Annotated in this window: 18 protein-coding genes; 9 read left to right on the top strand and 9 right to left on the bottom strand. The window is 63.2% G+C overall.

The features are described 5' to 3' along the window. Positions 1 to 32: 32 nt before the first annotated feature. The 3 genes from ACSFC7_RS23585 to ACSFC7_RS23575 form a co-directional block, all read right to left on the bottom strand. Complete coding sequence (locus ACSFC7_RS23585) at positions 33 to 638, bottom strand: uracil-DNA glycosylase (protein ID WP_436345475.1); 606 nt, start codon at positions 636 to 638, stop codon at positions 33 to 35. A gap of 186 nt (positions 639 to 824) precedes the next feature. Beyond that, a complete protein-coding gene (locus ACSFC7_RS23580) occupies positions 825 to 1,397 on the bottom strand; it encodes a DUF99 family protein (RefSeq protein WP_436345473.1) in 573 nt (190 codons plus the stop codon). Continuing rightward, positions 1,397 to 1,570 carry a DUF5786 family protein gene (locus ACSFC7_RS23575; RefSeq protein ID WP_436345472.1) on the bottom strand — a complete coding sequence of 58 codons (174 nt, stop codon included), beginning with the start codon at positions 1,568 to 1,570 and terminating at the stop codon, positions 1,397 to 1,399. The genes ACSFC7_RS23580 and ACSFC7_RS23575 overlap by 1 nt, the downstream gene beginning before the upstream one ends. 202 nt (positions 1,571 to 1,772) lie before the next feature. On the opposite strand from ACSFC7_RS23575, the gene ACSFC7_RS23570 reads away from it, so the two are divergent. Together ACSFC7_RS23570 and ACSFC7_RS23565 are read left to right on the top strand one after the other, a co-directional pair. Then, entirely contained in the window at positions 1,773 to 2,384 is a 612-nt protein-coding gene (locus tag ACSFC7_RS23570) for an MBL fold metallo-hydrolase (protein ID WP_436345471.1), read from the top strand. 205 nt (positions 2,385 to 2,589) lie between these two features. Further along, the gene (locus ACSFC7_RS23565; RefSeq protein WP_436345469.1) at positions 2,590 to 3,009 is read left to right on the top strand and encodes a DUF7344 domain-containing protein; all 420 of its coding nucleotides are present in this window, start codon (positions 2,590 to 2,592) and stop codon (positions 3,007 to 3,009) included. A gap of 111 nt (positions 3,010 to 3,120) precedes the next feature. On the opposite strand, the gene ACSFC7_RS23560 is transcribed toward ACSFC7_RS23565, so the two are convergent. The 3 genes from ACSFC7_RS23560 to ACSFC7_RS23550 all read right to left on the bottom strand — a co-directional run bounded on the left by ACSFC7_RS23560 (position 3,121) and on the right by ACSFC7_RS23550 (position 5,947). Continuing rightward, a complete protein-coding gene (locus ACSFC7_RS23560; RefSeq protein WP_436345467.1) occupies positions 3,121 to 3,270 on the bottom strand; it encodes a 50S ribosomal protein L40e in 150 nt (49 codons plus the stop codon). Between the two features lie 182 nt (positions 3,271 to 3,452). Beyond that, positions 3,453 to 4,016, bottom strand: a complete 564-nt coding sequence (locus ACSFC7_RS23555; RefSeq protein ID WP_436345466.1) for a DUF367 family protein — start codon at positions 4,014 to 4,016, stop codon at positions 3,453 to 3,455. 107 nt (positions 4,017 to 4,123) lie between these two features. Next, complete coding sequence (locus tag ACSFC7_RS23550; protein ID WP_436345464.1) at positions 4,124 to 5,947, bottom strand: Rieske (2Fe-2S) protein; 1,824 nt, start codon at positions 5,945 to 5,947, stop codon at positions 4,124 to 4,126. A 156-nt stretch (positions 5,948 to 6,103) separates the two neighbouring features. Here ACSFC7_RS23550 and ACSFC7_RS23545 point away from each other — a divergent pair, with 156 nt between their 5' ends. Beyond that, positions 6,104 to 6,427: a nuclear transport factor 2 family protein gene (locus ACSFC7_RS23545; protein WP_436345462.1), complete on the top strand. Its 324-nt coding sequence runs from the start codon at positions 6,104 to 6,106 to the stop codon at positions 6,425 to 6,427. A gap of 392 nt (positions 6,428 to 6,819) precedes the next feature. Beyond that, positions 6,820 to 8,106: an RNA-guided endonuclease InsQ/TnpB family protein gene (locus ACSFC7_RS23540; protein WP_436345461.1), complete on the top strand. Its 1,287-nt coding sequence runs from the start codon at positions 6,820 to 6,822 to the stop codon at positions 8,104 to 8,106. Between the two features lie 131 nt (positions 8,107 to 8,237). On the opposite strand, the gene ACSFC7_RS23535 is transcribed toward ACSFC7_RS23540, so the two are convergent. Then, the gene (locus tag ACSFC7_RS23535) at positions 8,238 to 8,411 is read right to left on the bottom strand and encodes a hypothetical protein (protein WP_436345459.1); all 174 of its coding nucleotides are present in this window, start codon (positions 8,409 to 8,411) and stop codon (positions 8,238 to 8,240) included. 155 nt (positions 8,412 to 8,566) lie between these two features. Next, positions 8,567 to 9,712 carry an MBL fold metallo-hydrolase gene (locus ACSFC7_RS23530; RefSeq protein WP_436345457.1) on the bottom strand — a complete coding sequence of 382 codons (1,146 nt, stop codon included), beginning with the start codon at positions 9,710 to 9,712 and terminating at the stop codon, positions 8,567 to 8,569. A 171-nt stretch (positions 9,713 to 9,883) separates the two neighbouring features. On the opposite strand from ACSFC7_RS23530, the gene ACSFC7_RS23525 reads away from it, so the two are divergent. The 4 genes from ACSFC7_RS23525 to ACSFC7_RS23510 all read left to right on the top strand — a co-directional run bounded on the left by ACSFC7_RS23525 (position 9,884) and on the right by ACSFC7_RS23510 (position 14,105). Continuing rightward, positions 9,884 to 10,417, top strand: coding sequence for a DoxX family protein (locus ACSFC7_RS23525; protein WP_436345455.1), 534 nt, complete (start codon positions 9,884 to 9,886; stop codon positions 10,415 to 10,417). Between the two features lie 196 nt (positions 10,418 to 10,613). Further along, positions 10,614 to 10,892 (top strand): hypothetical protein, encoded by a 279-nt coding sequence (locus ACSFC7_RS23520; protein WP_436345453.1) that lies wholly within the window; start codon positions 10,614 to 10,616, stop codon positions 10,890 to 10,892. 103 nt (positions 10,893 to 10,995) lie between these two features. Further along, entirely contained in the window at positions 10,996 to 12,525 is a 1,530-nt protein-coding gene (locus tag ACSFC7_RS23515; protein WP_436345451.1) for a stage II sporulation protein M, read from the top strand. Positions 12,526 to 13,067: 542 nt separating this feature from the next. Next, on the top strand, positions 13,068 to 14,105 hold the full coding sequence (locus ACSFC7_RS23510; RefSeq protein WP_436345449.1) for a hypothetical protein: 1,038 nt from the start codon (positions 13,068 to 13,070) through the stop codon (positions 14,103 to 14,105). On the opposite strand, the gene ACSFC7_RS23505 is transcribed toward ACSFC7_RS23510, so the two are convergent. After that, positions 14,088 to 14,432, bottom strand: a complete 345-nt coding sequence (locus ACSFC7_RS23505; RefSeq protein WP_436345447.1) for a hypothetical protein — start codon at positions 14,430 to 14,432, stop codon at positions 14,088 to 14,090. The two genes, ACSFC7_RS23510 and ACSFC7_RS23505, sit on opposite strands and share 18 nt — an antisense overlap. 380 nt (positions 14,433 to 14,812) lie before the next feature. Between ACSFC7_RS23505 and ACSFC7_RS23500 the strand changes: the two genes are divergently transcribed. Beyond that, positions 14,813 to 16,228, top strand: a complete 1,416-nt coding sequence (locus ACSFC7_RS23500) for an aryl-sulfate sulfotransferase (RefSeq protein WP_436345445.1) — start codon at positions 14,813 to 14,815, stop codon at positions 16,226 to 16,228. Positions 16,229 to 16,539: the final 311 nt, after the last annotated feature.

The raw sequence follows: 16,539 nt of genomic DNA, 5'->3' as shown, positions 1-16,539 counted from the left end.
ATGAGGAATTCCGATCACTATTCGAACACTTCTCAAAACCCGTCGAGTCTCGTCTGCCCGCTTCCGCCGTCGCCGTCGACACCGGCGAGTTCCGCGGCGCGTGCGAGCGCGTCGGTGAACGTGTCCTCCTGACTCCGGTCGTACAGCGTCGCCGCCGGATGGACACAGAGCAGCACGCGCCGCGGTGTGCCGTCGATTCGAATCTCCTCGATCGAGCCCGCCTCTTTCGTCACCGCCACCGACCGGCCGAGCAGGTGCTCACTGGGTACTTTCCCCAGCGTGACGATTATCTCCGGGTCGAGCAGGTCGATCTCTCGCTCGAGGTAGCCGCGGCAGTTCTCGAGTTCCTCCGTGCTGGGGTCACGGTTCTCCGGCGGCCGACAGCGGACGCAGTTGGTGATGCGAACGTCCTCGCGAATCAGGCCGACGCTCCGAAGCCCGTCGTCGAGGACGGAGCCGCTGCGACCGACGAAGGGCTCGCCCTCGCTGTCCTCCTGTGCACCCGGCCCTTCGCCCACGAACAGCACGTCGGCGTCCTCGGGTCCGGTTCCGTTGACGATCCGGCTGCGAGAGTCCACGAGCGCCGGACAGCGCGAACACTCGCTGACACAGAGCTCCGACTCGTCCATCGTTCCCATACCGGTGGGTCAAACGGCCGCCTACTACGTCTTTCGGGTCGCAGTTGCTGGTACCGATCTGTCGCGTCGTCCTCGCTGGTTTCACCGCTACGAACGGGATGAAAGCCCCTTTCTCTCCCACCCAGCGGTGGGGTGTCGGGGCTGCTACCGTCCGTCCGCGGTCGATCGAGCGACGGTAGTTCCGGGTTACTCGAGCGAGTCGATATACGCATCACCCGCTCGAGCCGCGACCCTCGCGACTCGAATCGGCTCCGGCCGACCACCCTCGGGTGTGAACGTCCGGACGACCTCCTCAGCCGTCTCAGTATCGCAGCCCACGTGTCTCACGTAGACGGTCTCGTCGTTGACCGACAGCGCCCGCCGCTCGGGCAGGGACCGGTAGCTCTCGAGGCGCTGCTCGAGGTCGGCATCGGAGAAGGCGTCTCGAAGGCCGCCCTCGAGACCGTCGCTCGCCTCGAAGGTGACGGCGATCACCGGTCGGTCGGCGGCCTCCCGAATTCGTGACAGATCGAGGAGATTGTACCAGGCGGGTGCGACGGCGCCGAGCAGCACGTACTGCACGTCGGGCCGGCCGAGGTCGTCGACGAGCGCCACCACGCCGTCGGTTGCGTCGGTGCCGCCGACGGTACACGAGCGGTACGCGAGTCCGTCCGCGACGCGGTCGGCGCGGACGACGGCGCCGGCGAGCGTGCTTCGGTCGCGATTCCCGTCCCGCCGAAACGATTCGGCGATGCCCAGCGCCCGCACCCCGGACTTCATCAGTCCTCGTCTTTGATCTCCTGGAGTCGATCGAGTAACTCGTCGCTGGAGGCGCCGTTTTCGAACTCGATCGATCCGTCGTGGCTGTTCTCACCGGATTGTACCGCGTCGTCGTCGTCAAAATCAGCGTCGACTTCCTGTTGCTCGGATTCGTCGTAGCTCCCGAATCCCATACGGTATCTCCTTCGTCCTTGCGGGTAAAAAATCTCGTGGTCCCTCGAGTATTTCAGTTCTCGTTACCCTCCTGGCCAGTGCGGAAACTCGAACGGATCGAACCCCCATTGATGGCATTCCGTGGAGCCAACGACTGTCCCGACCCTGTCGTCCGCTCTCTCGGACGGCACCATTTTGGGGCCGGCCCTCGAGCAATCGCATATGACGGTCCATCACGTCACGGAGGCGGCAGAGACGTTCACCTGCAACGCGTTTCTGGTGGTCGAGGAGAAAACTACCCTGGTCGACGCCGGCGCCTGGGACGGCGTCGTCGACGAGATTCGATCACACACCGACGGCGTCGACAATGTCGTTATGACCCACCAGCACGGCGATCACGTCGCCCAACTCGAGGCCGTCGTCGACGCCTTCGATCCCGACGTCTACGCCTACGACGACCACCCGACGCGCACCCACGGGATCGCGGGCGGTGACACGGCGCCCATCGGCGACGAGGCGTTCGACGTGGTCTACACGCCCGGCCACGCCGACGATCACGTCTCGTTCGTCTCGGAGACCGCGCTGTTCTCGGGCGACGTCGTCGTCCACGACGACGGGGCCTTCGACTACGGGAGCTTCGGGCGCACCGACATGGCCGGCCAGTCGCGCGAGCGGCTCATCGAGAGCATCGAGGACCTGCTCGAGGCCATGCCCGACAGCGTCGAACACATGTACGCGGGTCACGGCGGCGTCTTCCACGGCGACGTTCGGGACGTGGTCGAGACGGCACTCGACCGGGCCGAGAAGCGGGAGCCGAAGTATCCCGACGAGTAAGCGAACTGTCGAGCGAACGAACGCGATTCGTCACCGGTGATCGACTCGTTCGAATTCGGTGCGCACGGATCCTCGAATATCGCGGCGGGCAGCGTGAACACGGGGCGTGCTCGATTCGTATTCGATTTCGCACGCTTGAACGCCTTATCTGGCGGCCGTAACGAATAATTCGCCATAGTGATTGTCTAGACGCGTGGTTACCGACATGGGGGATGTTATCAATTCTGAACACGGGTCGGACGCCGAGTGTCGAATCCGAACAGACGGAGGCGATACTGGGAGCGAGCAGACGGTGGTGGATCGGCTGTTAGGTATCCTCGCCGCGCAGCGCCGACGGTACGCGCTCTACTATCTGCGAGAACACGACGTCGCCACCGTCGACGAATTGGCGCGACTCGTTTCCGAGGAGCTCGAAGACGCCTCGGCGTCGACGGATACCGACGACCGGGTCGACGAAACGAGACTCGCCCTGCGACACGTCGACCTGCCGAAACTCACCGCGGTGGGAATCGTCGAGTACGATTATCGGAGCGAGACGGTCCGCTATCGGCAGCCGTCCGCTCGGTTCGCGACGCTTCTCGAGAGCTGCGCCGAAATCGAACGCAACCCGTTCGCCGCCGATTGACCACCTGACGACCGATCGATCACCTGACGATTGGTCGACCCGTCGACTGACCGCTCTCGCCGGGCAGTATCGATGCGTGCGTTGGAAAAAATATTCGAGACCGGGTGTCGATTATGCGGCGCGGGCCTCTTTCGCCTTCGGGCGAAGCTTCGCGTAGCCGCACTTGCGACAGCGGTCGGCCTTCTGTGAGTTGCGCGCGTTACAGCGCATGCAGATCATCTTCTCGAGCGTTCGTTTTTCCGCGGCGTCGAAACTGGCCATATCGCTCGTTAGCCTGTCGAACATATAACCGCTGTGGTCCTGTGACTGGTACGCCGATCGACAGGTGTCGGGACGCTGACCGACAGGTGTGTGAGAACGAGCACGATGTCTCGAGTAGAGCCCCCTGAGCAGTCTGCTTCTCCCCGCTGTGACGCGTGGCCGTGACGCTTGGCGAGGCGTGCTTATTCGTCGTCGGCCGCGTCTCGCCCGTCTGCAGATCCCTCGTCGGCCAGTTCGGCGGCCGGTTCCTCGTCGGCCAGGTAGTCGTCCTGTACCGCGACGACCTCGCTCGAGTCGGTACACTCGCTGTAGCGGCGCAGGGGTTCCTCGTTGAGCGTGAGGAAGGTCTCTCCCCAGCGGAAGGGCTCGAGGATATCTTCGGCGCGCTCGTACTCGTCGAAGATGCAGCAGGCGGCGGCGAGCGCCTCGACGGTGGTCAGCCGGAACGGTCGGCCGTAGTTGACCGGATTCGCGGCGACGAGAAAGGGGAGCGCCCGGTGCACGCCGTTCATCCGGAACGAGGCGGCTTCGGCGGACTCCCACGAACAGTCGAGCGCGACGAGCGTTCCGAGTCCGTCCTCGACGTCGGCCGGCGAGAGCGCTTGATCGGCGTGGGGGTTGAGAACGACGCCGTAGGGCACCTGCTCCATCCGCCGATAGAGGGTGGCCTTATCGAACTTCTCGAGGCGACGCGCGGTGCACTTCTTCGGGTCGTCGTCGCCCTCGTAGTAGACGTGACACTCCACACGGACTGTAGGGACAGCCGAGAGAAAAGGCATGTGGAACGCGCCGAGACGGGGACCCCACGACCGGCCTCAATCTCCGCGAGCGGTCCCGCGCTTCGTGATCGACCTCAGTCCTCGTGGATCGTTTCGCCGCGGTTGAGCCTCGAGGCGATGGTGAACGTCTGTTCGGCCTCCCGACGCGTCGGGAAGTGTGCCGCCATGTAGCGAGCAGTTGCGATCATCGGCACGCGCCGTCGTCGCTCGAGGCCGACGGCCGTTCCGGACCCGTCGGCGCGCTCGGTCGCGTCGCCGCGCTTGGACCCGTCGGCGAGGTCGAACTGCCGGAACGCCACCTCGAGGTTCTGTAACGTGTGGAACCCCGAATCTTCGCGCAGTAGTCCGTGACCCAGCGTCCGTTTCAGCGCCGCGGCATCGCCACCGCAGTCGAAGAACTCGGCGACCAGTCGTCCGGCCTCGTTCACCTCGCCTTCGGTATCGAACGTCTCCAGCAGCTCCTCGCGGATCGCGTCCGGTTCGCGGCCGGTCTCGTTGGCACCTACTTCCGGAATCGGCGTGGGTGGTGTGTTGAGGAACCGATCGAGATAGACGTTGACCGCGGTGTCGAAGACGCCGCGATAGCACTCGAGGGCGTCCGTGCGACGCGCAAACTGGTGCACCGCGTTCGCGTACGTGAACGTGTGGTGGACGGTGTTCCAGTCGCTGAACTCGTTCGCGGTGCCGAACTGGGCGACGCGCGTGGCCGCGGCGTGTGCGACTTCCGCGGCGAGAGCCTCGCTGGTCGCCCCCTTCCGAACGGCGTCTGCGAGCGCGCCGACGATGGCTTCGGGATCGTCACCGAGGAGGGTCTCTCGAAAACCGTCCGGAACGGTCCACGTTTCGGCCGCGCCGTCGCGCACGAGTTCCTCGAGGCCGCTCGTCTCGCTCACGTCGCCGCCATAGACGTCCTCGAGCAGCGCGACCAGATCGATCGGCTGTCGCCAGGAGGATCGCTCGTCGCTGCGACTGGCGGTCACGAGCGGTTCGACGAGGCTCGCGAGCGTCCGCTCCGCGTGATCCCAGCCGACGTGCTCGAGGGTCTCGAAGGCCGTGTTGGCGAAGTCGAGCACGTGGCCGGTCGAGAGGTACGGATGGTCGGTCGCGCCGGCGACGATCAGTTCGGCGACCTCGGCTTCGGATCGTCCGGACGCGACGGCAGTGCGAAGACAGCGTTCCGCCCCGTCGCGGTCCCGAACTTCGACGCAGTCGCGGAACCACGATTTCAGCTGGTCGAAGGGAACGTCGTCGGTCGAAAACGAGGGCTGGTCGAAGCGGGGTGGTTCGCCCGCACAGTCGCTCGCGACGTGGCGAACGCCGGTGTACAGCGCTCGCTTTCGATCCTCGGGCTCGAGATCGTCGATCACGTTCGCCATGCAGCCCAGAATCGTGAGTCCGGACCCCCAGCCCGAGTCCCGATATTGGGTTCCGAACTCGAGCGTCGTCGCCATCGGCTCTCGATGCGCCACGCCGGCGTCGAGCAGTCCGATCGTCGACTTCGCGACGACGAGTCGGAGGTTCTCCTCGAGGCCGGTCTCGAGGCGCTCGGCCCAGTGTTCCTCGGGCGGCAACTCGCGCGGCGGGTTCGGGTTCACGAAGACGGTACCGTCTCGGATCTCGGTGGGATACGTCTGCACGTCGTCGGCCCAGGGGTCGAAGGTGTCGCCACAGGAGAGTTCGAACCGCGCGTGGTGCCAGTGACAGGTGAGGATGCCGTCGTCGACGGTCCCCTCGACCAGCGGAAACCCCATGTGGGGGCAGCGGTTGTTCACGGCTCGAATCTCGCCTTCGTGCTGAAACACGGCGAGCGGTGTTCCGTCGACGCTCACCAGCTCGCGTCCCGTCTCCTCGAGTTCGTCCAGCGATACGGCCGCCCGAAAGTCGTCTGCCGTTGCCATGAGTCAACTAATGGCACAGAAGCGTGTAAGCGTTCGCTGAAACGAGTTCCGGTAATTCGGCTGACACCCGAACTGAAGTGCCCGCCTCGAGATTCGAGACGGAGAACGGCCGTTCCAACTGTACGCTTTTGACGGTCGCACCGAAACGTTCGGCGTATGGACTCGGCCACCGTCGTTCGGCGATACTACGACGCGCTTGATCACCACGAGTACGATGCCCTCGAGGACGTCATCGCGCCCGATTTCGTCCAGCGACGCCCCGATCGAACGTTCGAGGGTCGCGAGTCGTTCGTCCGGTTCATGCGCGAGGATCGGCCGAATCCCGACACCGGCCACGAACTCGAGGCGGTGATCGCCGACGGCGACCGCGTCGCGGTCCGCGGTCGCGTCTTCGACGGCGAGACGGAATTGTTCGAGTTCGCGGACTTCTTCGACCTCGAGGACGGTCGGATCACCGGACTCGAGACCTACTCCCGGTGACGCGGCGTCGTCGCTCTCCGTATCGTCCGAACGGGGCCTCAAAAAAGGGACGATTAGCTGAACCGAGGCGCTAAGCCCCCTTCCTCAGCGAGCGTCATCAGAACGCTTTGCGTTCTGATTGACAGTCAGAAATCTGTGATTTCTGGTGTGCGAACGAGACGCGTCGCGTCTCGTCAACGCCGCACGGTTTTCATACACTGTTCTGTTGCAAGCCCACAGGCCAACGGAACCGGAGGTGTTTTGTATGCAAATTGCATAACTTATGGTGTGGCAACGCGAAAGACAATCTCAATCCGAGACGACCAAGAAGAGTGGATTCAGGACAATCACCTGAATCTTTCTTCGTTCGTTCAGGAGAAACTTGACAAGCTCATTGAGGAACGCGAGAACTGATGTACTACGCCTACAAGTATCGCCTTGAGCCGTCCGATGCCCACCGCGAGGAGTTGGACCGCCACCGCGATATTTGCAGGCAACTGTACAATCACACTCGCTACCGGCTCAACGAGTACCGAGAGAACCACGGCGAACTGCCGTCCATGACCACACTTCGGTCGGAGCTACCCGATCTCAAGCAGTGGTGGGACGATCTGTCAGACGTATACTCGAAGGTTCTCCAAACCGTCGTCGAACGGCTATTCAACAATCTCAGTAGCCGTTCTGCACTCAAGCAGAACGGCTACGGCGTCGGGATGCTCAAGTGGAAATCGCCGCGCGAGTTCCGCAGTTTCACGTACAACCAGTCTGGCTTCAAGCTCGACAAGAAGAGCGGTCAGACTGTGCTGTCACTCTCGAAACTCGCGGACATTCCAATCCGACTCCACCGTGAGATCCCCGACGACGCAAAGCTGAAGCAAGTCACACTCAAGAAAGAGCCGACCGGCGAATGGTTCGACACGTTTGGCGTCAAAATGGACCGAGAACCACCAGAGAAGCCGGAGAATCCGAAGAAGTCTGTCGGCATCGACGTGGGGATTCTCAAGTACGCACACGACACTGACGGCTACGCAATCGAATCGATTGACCTCTCCGACGAACGCAGCCGACTCGAGCGTGAACAGCGGAAACTCTCGCGGAAAGAGCACGGCTCGAACAACTACGAGAAGCAACGCCGTCGCGTGGCCGCGTGCCACGCCGACCTCAAACGAAAGCGTCGGGACTTCTTGCACAAGCTCTCGGCGTACTACGCTCGAGAGTACGATCTCGTGGCGGTCGAAGACCTTGACGCGAAGGGTCTTGTCGAACTTGACGGCAACTCTCGGAACCGTGCCGGGGCAGCATGGGGAACGTTCCTCCGGATGCTCAAGTACAAGTGCGAACGCGAAGGCACGCACTTCGTCGCTGTCGATCCAGCGGGTACGACCAAAGAGTGTGCAGCCTGCGGTGTCTCAACTGACAAACCACTGTGGGTCCGCGAACACTCATGTCCGTCGTGCGGTTTCACGGCCGAAAGGGATTGGAATGCAGCGTGGAACGTTCTTTCTCGCGGTACCAAGCAAGTAGGAGCGGGACGCTCCGAATCAACGTCCTCAGAATCGCAGAGCGATTCTGATGGGCTGCGAAAATCGCTGTGCGATTTTCGAACGCCTGTGGAGACTGCGCTCCCTACGGGAACCACTTCGGTTCCTGCAAAGCGCGTTCGCCAGACGACGTCTGGCGGGCTGTCAGACGTAGTCTGACAACGTCGTGGAAGCAGGAAGCCCCATTTGCTCACGGGCGCGAAGCGCCCGTTCGCATGGTCCGTGAGACCTTTGGTCTCACGCTACCCTCAAGGAACGGCGTCAGCCGTGAGCGAGTAGGGTGGGGTAGTTCAACAGAACTGTACCCAGTAGGTGTGTCCGTTCGAGCACGTTACTTTCGTCTGTTCACCGAACGCTGCGACGGAGCGACTGGATTTCGGTTCGACATCGCCGTTGGGAACTGAAACGCTCGCTCGGGTCGCACACTGCGGGCACTCAACTTGGCGTATCGCTGTTGTTTGCATTGCTGTTCGCCGTGGTATAGTATGCCACGATACTACATAACCAATTCTCAGGCGCGTTGGCTATTCCGGATACGGTCCGCTCGAGTCGTCTCTCGGACAGAGATGCACCCGAGCATCGGCGACACTCGCTCACGGAATTGGTGTCGCCCCTCGACTCAGGCCGAACAGTTGTTCGGCCCGAGTTCGAGTTCCGTCCGCTCCTCGGGCGGACTCTCCTTCACGCCTCGGTTCAGGTCGATGACATCCTCGTAGTTCGCGGGCTTCTCGCCGGCGTCGGCCATCCGCTCGACGAAGGCGTCCTCCTCGAGTCCGAGCAGGTCAATCTCCGTTCGGGCGTCCCGAACGGTGGTCGCGATCGGTTCGCCCGGCGAACCGTGTTCGAACTCTCCCTCGGCCGTGACGGTGACGTGACCCGGCAGGACGGTGACTCCTTCCGGTTCGGCCAGCAGGGTGCGGTGCAGCGTCTCGTAGAGCATCTTCGCCCCACGCTCCCCCTCGTCCTCGCTAAACTCGAGTTCCGTCCGGCCCACCGAGTCGACGTGGAGCGTATCCGCGGTCAGCAGCGCCGCGTCGTCGACGAGCAGGGTGATCATCTCGCTGGTGTGACCCGGCGCGATCACCGCCTTGACCGCGAGGTCCCCGACCGCCAGCACCTCGTTTCGCTCGAGCGGCGTGAACTCGACCTCGACGCCGCGCTCTTCGGCACGGGCGCCGAGATAGTAGGGGACCTCGAGACGGTCGGCGAGGTCGCGACCGCCGGAGACGTGGTCGGCGTGGACGTGGGTGTCGATCACGCCCGTAATCGAGAGTCCGGCCTCTTCGGCGGCGATCTCGTACTCGTCGACGTCGCCGGTCGGATCGACGACGACGGCCTCGCCCGTCGCGTCGCAGCCGACGACGTACCCTAGACAGCCCTTCGCGCGGCGCTGGATCTGGACGATCGTCAGTTCGTCGTCATCGGCGTCGATTTCGACGTGATCGTAGACCCCGCTCCACCCCTTCATCCCGCCGTCGACGGTCTGGACGTCGTAGTCGTCGGTGGCCGACTCGAGTTGGGTCGCCAGATTCCCCGAGGAGATCCCCTTCGCGCAGGTGGTGATCACGCGATCGGCGTCGCCGACCAGGTCCTCGAACTCCTCGAGGCGGCCGTCCAGTTCCTCCTCGGGGCCGAAGGGAAAGTGCATCGCACCCGAGATGTGCCACGATTCGTAGCTGTCTTCGGGGCGGGTATCGACGAGGGTGAACGCGGCGTCCTCGTCGATGAGTTCCGCGAGTCGATCTGCGGAGAGCGTCGTGACCATATTCGACCGTACGCCATCGCGCGACGTAAGTTTCGCCACGGCGGCTTCACGGGCACATATATTGACCCTGCATATCGTGGTGTCCCCTGGCCTCTCTCCCGTCTATCGGGAACTGTAATTCGTATTCAAGCAACTAGCTCCCCTCTCTCTATCTGTAAGAGGTGACTGACAATGACGACGACTGCGGGAAACCGGTTGGAAAGCCGCCTCGGTGGCGTGACGCTCGAGGGGCGACCGCACCACCTCAGCGCGTGGGCGATCCTGGGCCTTCGGCTCCTGATGGGCTGGGTGATGCTGACGGCGGGCTGGGGGAAGCTGACGGGCGACTTCAGCGCCTATGGCTACCTCGCGAACGTCGATCCGGCGAGTCCGGCGAGCGGGCTCTTCGGGGCGATGGCTGAGAACGCCGCGCTGATGGGGGCGATCGACGTGATTGTCCCGGTCACGCAGGTGCTCATCGGCCTCGCGCTGATTGCCGGCGTGTTCGTCCGACTCGCCGCACTCGGAGCAGCGACCCAGATGGTCCTGTTCTACTTCGGCAGTTGGGATGTCGCCGGCGGCCTGGTCAACGACCAGTTGGTGTACGCCGCCGTCTTCCTGACGCTGGGCGCACTAGCGGCCGGCCGGATCCTCGGCGCCGACCGCTACATCGAACGGCACCCGATCGTCGAGCGGGTACCGCAACTGCGGTACCTCCTCGGCTGATCGTGATCGCCCCGTCCACATCGCACTTTTCGTCGACGCCCCTCTCCACTGTCGATTGTTTCCGCACATCGGTTCGCTGACGCCGCCAACCGAGGCCCGTATCGCAGTTCCTGACTCGAGACCGACGCCACGATCGTCGATTCACGGCCGATGTCACAATAATTACGTTCGTTCGCTTTCAATACGGTTGCAACGAATGTCATCGATTCGCCGAATACTGAGCGGGCTGCTGGCCAGCGTCGTCGGAATTCTCGTCATCGGACTCCTGGCGACCATCGTCTTCGCCGTCGCCATCTTCGTCGTCTCGACCGGTGCCGGCCTCGCGGGTTACGATCCGAGCGCGGACTTCGTCGTCCTCTCGGCGGCGCTGGTCGTCGTTTCCGTGATTCTCACCGGCGGGTTCACACCGCGGCTCTCGAGCGGCGGGTCGGACGACGACTCGAACGAGACGTTCGACGACCGCACGTTCAACTGATTTCCTTCTCGCCGACTCAAGCTCCGACTGACCCGTGACGCTACGTTTCGCCGCTCCCGACCGATAGAGGTTCATTTATCTGAAAGACGAGCGAAGTGTCAGTATGTCCCTCTCCGATTCGGTCACTGCCGCTATCGCCGCGCTCCGCCGCCGGCCGTCCGATCTCCTCCCGTGGTACTTACTCGGGGCTGCCGTCCCCGCGATCGTTCGTCTCGTTCCGTTTCTCGCGATCGCCGTCGGATTCGTCTACCTCGAGACGACGGGCCGACTCGCGACGATTCAGGACCACCTGGGTGAGATGGATACCACCCCGCCGGATCCGGAGGCCGATCAGGAGGCGTTCGACGAGTGGGCGAGCGGACTCGAACCCGCCATGGAGCAGGTGCTCACGCCGGGGATGCTCGCACTCGTCCTCGTGACGATTGCGCTGTCGATCCTGCTGTTCGTGCTCCTCTCCCCGATCGTCAGCGCCGGACAGCTCACCGCCTGCAGCGCCCGGCTGATCGACAAACGGGGCCTGACCGCCGGTATCGCGGGGGCCCGCCGCTACTGGCTGCGATTTCTCGGGCTGTACGTGCTCGAGTTCCTGGCGTGGATCGCGGTGCTACTCACAATCGGGACGATGGTCGCGGTCGTCGCCGTGATCGCGCTCGCGGCGACCGGTGCGGGACTGATCGCCGGGCTGATCGCGCTCCTGGCGGCACTCGTCTTACTCGTCGCGCTCGCGGCCGTTCGAGCGCTGTTCGCGTTCGCACCGGTGGCCGTCGTCGTCGACGATACGACCGCTCTCGAGTCGCTCTCCAACACCCTCGCGTTCGTCCGCGCCCGTCCGGTTCGGGCGGGGTTCTACTACGTCGTCTCCCTCGGAACGATGCTCGCGATCTCTGCCGTCTCGGGCGTGTTACTGCTGGTCGACGTGATGGCGTTCACCTCGCTCGTCACGGCGCTGCTCGTCTTCCCCTTCCTCGACCTCCTGAAGACGGCCCTCTACAACGACTACCGCGGCCGACTGAGACCGCCGACGACGCCGGATCGTTCGGTTCGTCGCCAGTTCCGAGTCGGCGTTCGACGGGGCTGGGACGAGATGGTCTCGTTCGTCCGAGCGACGCCCGGGACCCACGCGCTCGTCGTCGTCCTCGCGTTCGCCAGTTTCTGGGTCGGCTGGGAGGCCGCCGAACCGCTCGCCGGAACGCTCGAGACGTCGATTTCCGGTCGCCTCGAGGGCCACATTCCGCCGGCAGCGGCCCTCGAGTTCTTCGGTAACAACTGGATGGTCGCGCTCACGACGGCCTTCTCGGGCGTCGCATTCGTCCTCCCAGCGATCGCGTCGCTGCTGTTCAACGGCGTGTTCATGGGCGTCTATGGTCGAACCGAGGCCGAACCGATGGAACTCCTCGCGTTCGTGATCCCGCACGGGATTCTCGAGATTCCGGCCATCTTCATCGCCACGGCGGTCGGCATCTGGCTGGGTCGGGTCGGCTGGCGGACGTTCCGAGGGCGGGCGACTCGAACGGAGTTCGCGGACGCCCTCGAGCGCGCGTTCTGGGTGCTCGCCGGCGTCGGAATCCTGCTCGCCGTCGCGGCGGTCATCGAGGGCTTCCTGAGCCCGTACTACTTCCGGTTGTTCCTGTGAGCGCTGTTCGGGGTAGGATGCGGAGTGAGACGATGAGATTTGCTACCCATTCGTATCAGACGTAACTCCCCTAACGCCACTGGCGAGCGATACTACTAGATTCGTGGAGCGCAAGGCGACGCTTCTCAGTGGCGCGGCGGCCGGCGTTTAGATGCACTATCTCGATGGAAACGACGATCAGTACCAAGCACCAGTTAGATAGGTGGACATTCATCGAAAGCGAACCCGACAAATCGGACGAGAAGACCTATATGCGAAACACCCAGGGACCTATGTAGTCCAATGGACGGGGTTTACCCGTATTTGTACGATCGAACAATCATCAATAGAGGTGACCAGCTATCGATCGACGAACACTGATCGCCTTTGGGATGTTTGCCGTCGTGTTCGTCGTTCTGGTCCTCGGGTCGTCCGTCGTCACATCGCCCGGTGACGCCGCAGTTGAACGGCACGGATCGACGGTGACTGTCGACGACGATTCGCCGATATGGCCGTATACGAGTCGAGCACCGACGTTCGAAGAACGGACGCTCGCGATAAACATGATAATCAGTGGTGACCCGGCGGAAACGCGTCGTCATCTCGAAGAACGGAGTCGCGGCGAATGGAACGAAACCACTCCCGAGCAAGAGGACGTGAATACCGACGGAAACGACGATCTCGTCGGTACGGCAACGGCGTGGGGAACCGCTGACGGTTCGACACGGTACACCTACGTTGCCACCGAGGACGACTCGACCAGCGGTCTGTGGCTCGCCGAGAGCTATCAACTACACGATGGGGAGTATCTCGGCGCGCGCCACCACATTCGAGCCTACGAGTCGCCCGACGACGACGACGAATGGACCGCGATTCAGGCGCACAGCGAACACTGGGACTGGTTTCGCCTCAGCCATACGGTCGACAGCGTCGAGGACTCACAGCGATACGTCGAACACGAGTTCATGGACCGGCGATATGTGGCGGACGTGAGGCGCGTCCATCTGGGTAACGACCACGGCTCCGACGCGAACGGCTGGGTGACGATCGTCGACCTCGAGGATAGTCCGCCGGTTCACCTCGCGTTCGTCGGGTTCCTCTCGGGGACGATGGTTGCGAGTCGACTCTCCTCACGGACTCGACTCCGGAAGGTGGTCACTTCTCGAGTATCGCGTGCACTGCTGCTGGCAGGTTCGCTGATCGGACTCTACCTCTTCATTCGGTTCGGAGCGCTCGCGGCTGAGATGCGACTCGGAAACGTCGATCCGCGGCTCATCGTGGGAGCGTTCTACCCGCTACTCGTCGTCGGGTTACCCATCTGTGCGTACTATTTCGGGCGGTCTCTCGATCGCCCGGCGGCCTTCGCCGCCGCCTCGACTGGCTTCGCGGTCGCGATCCTCCTCGATTATACCGTCCTCGGTGTGACGCGACTCCCGGTCAACGTTTTCGTCCATCGGTTCTCGACGGCGATCGCACTCGGGTTCGTCGCCGTCGGCGCGTCACACACCGTTCGGGCCGATCCTCGAGATCACGATTTCGTCAGACTCGGCGTGCTCCTCTGGATGGTGACGATGCTCGTCCCGCTACTTCGATTCCTGTAGTAACCGATCGTCGGCCGATGTCGACTCGAAATCGTCGACGCTCGCGTACGGCCGCGACCACGGCGCCGTCATCTGGGTATAGCCGACGACGCCCACGAAGGTGACGACGTAACACGCCCAACGCGGCAGTCCGTTCCCCTGAATCCAGATCGTCATCACCAGTGCCCAGGTGACCAATACCACCGTATCGCGACAGATCCGCTCCCCGTTGTATCGGAGATACGCACTCAATCGGTGGCGTCGGGACTCGAGTACCGGCCGATCGTCGTGCGCCGTCTCGGCGTCGCCGCAATCCGTCCCGGAGCGATGGGGTTCCGTTCTGGTCACGCTGCCGTAGTGCTTCGGGAGCGGCGGAATACGCTTTTTGGTTCGTCCGGAATCGACTCTCTCGCTCAGGCACAGAATTCCCGACAGAGTTACCCTCCCCCACGGAGACGTCGGGTTTGACGCACAGAACGCTGGCGGTCGCCGGCGTGACGTCCACGCAGCGAGCGTCGGAGCTACTGGAATACGCAGAACGAATCACAGCACGGGCGATCTACCGCGGGCTATGTCATCGGCGAACTGGTAATTCACCGAACCGACCTCGTCGACGCACTCGACCGGTTATGGGTGGGAGTCTAGAAAAAGCACTAATATCCTGCTCGGGAAACAGGAAACCCGATGAGCCCGCAGACGGCAGTTCGATACTCGACGGTGACCGAATCGTGAGCGATCGTTCGCTCCCGTCGCTCGGGGACGTCCGATCGACGCTCTCTCGGAATCGACTTCGGATCGCGTTCCTCGTCGTCGTCCTCTTCTCAGTGGCCGTACTCGCTACTGCGGCGTCGGACGACGGTCTCTCGACTGCGTCCGAAGCGGACGTTCCGGACGCACCGGAGACGGAGAACCACACGGTCGTCACCGAATCGGGGCGTGCGGGGACGATTACCGCGTACACGCCGGACGGCGAGGTGATGTACTACAACAACTCGCGAACGAAGTACTTCGACGTCGATCCCACCGAAGACGATCCGCTGACCGTCGAGTACACCGCGACGGACACGATCCACGCCGAGGGGCCGACGTGTAGCGATCCACCGTGTGCGAAAAACGTCCTCGAGCGAGTCGATCTCGAGACCGGCGAGGTCGAAGTGCTCTACGAGCGCTACGACTACAAGGAGACCGCCGGCGAGTGGCACGACGCGGTTCGCATCAACGAAACGCACGTCGCTATCGCCGACATCGTCGCGGATCAAGTGTTCGTGGTGAACACCGAGACGGAGGTCGTCGACTGGCTCTGGGACGCCCAGAGCGACTTCCCCGTCGAGGAAGCCGGTCCGTATCCGGAAGACTGGGCGCACATCAATGACGTCGAGTACATCGAAGCGGGCGAACACGAGGGACGAATCATGGCCAGCCTTCGGAATCAGGATCAGGTCGTCTTCCTCGATCCGGAGGAGGGACTGGTCGACGACTGGACGCTCGGAAGCGAGAACGATTACGACGTCCAGTACGAACAGCACAACCCCGACTACATCCCCGAATCGCAGGGCGGACCGGCCGTCCTCGTCGCCGACTCGGAGCAGGGGCGGGTCCAGGAGTTCCAGCGCGAGGACGGCGAGTGGAACCGAACCTGGCAGTGGGCGGACGACCGGATCCAGTGGCCCCGGGACGCCGACCGGCTCCCAAACGGGAACACGCTCATCTCCGACTCCCACGGCAACCGCGTGATTGAGGTCAACGCATCGGGCGAGATCGTGTGGGAGGTCGGGTCGACGCTCCCCTACGAGGCAGAACGCCTCGAGACCGGCGCGGAGAGCGAGGGCGGCCGGAGCGCGGCCGAACTCGGCCTCGAGTCCCGCGCGGATGACGACGACGACGACGGAGGCGGCGGTGACGGTGGCGGCAGGTTCGGATTCACCCCATTCGAGTATCTCGGCAACCTCCTGGAGGAACACCTTCCCCACCGATGGTACAACGGACTCCTCTTTGCGACGCCCATCTGGATGGGATCGACTGAGTTCGCCGCCGTCGGCGTCACACTCCTCTCCGGACTGACGTGGACCGGGTTAGAGATCAGGTGGCGACTTCGCGACGCCGGGATTCGGTTCCAGCTCCCCGTCCACCGACGCGACGACTGATCCCTCGTCCGTGAAACGGTAAACTGGTCGGAAGGGTAGTCTGCGAACTGTACATCCGCCATCCCGGAAAATTCACGTCGTTGCGTAGACAATACTGTGCTATGACTGACGACGAGCGGACGGCGAAATCGTCCGACGAAGCGGCGGAGAACGAAGGCAAATACGACAAATACGTAGACCGGCTACTGGACGTTCTCAGCATAGTTTCCTGATTAGGGGCGCGGTATTCTCGCCCCGTACCGAGTGACTCGGCGACTAGGTAACTACGGGTACGAGGGCCCCTTCTGATCGGAGGCTTCGGTGACCCGCGG

Source organism: Natronorubrum halobium (assembly GCF_051351675.1).
Lineage (GTDB): Archaea > Halobacteriota > Halobacteria > Halobacteriales > Natrialbaceae > Natronorubrum.
Note: the sequence above shows the minus strand (reverse complement) of the source record. Positions and strands in the feature narration are given on the sequence as shown.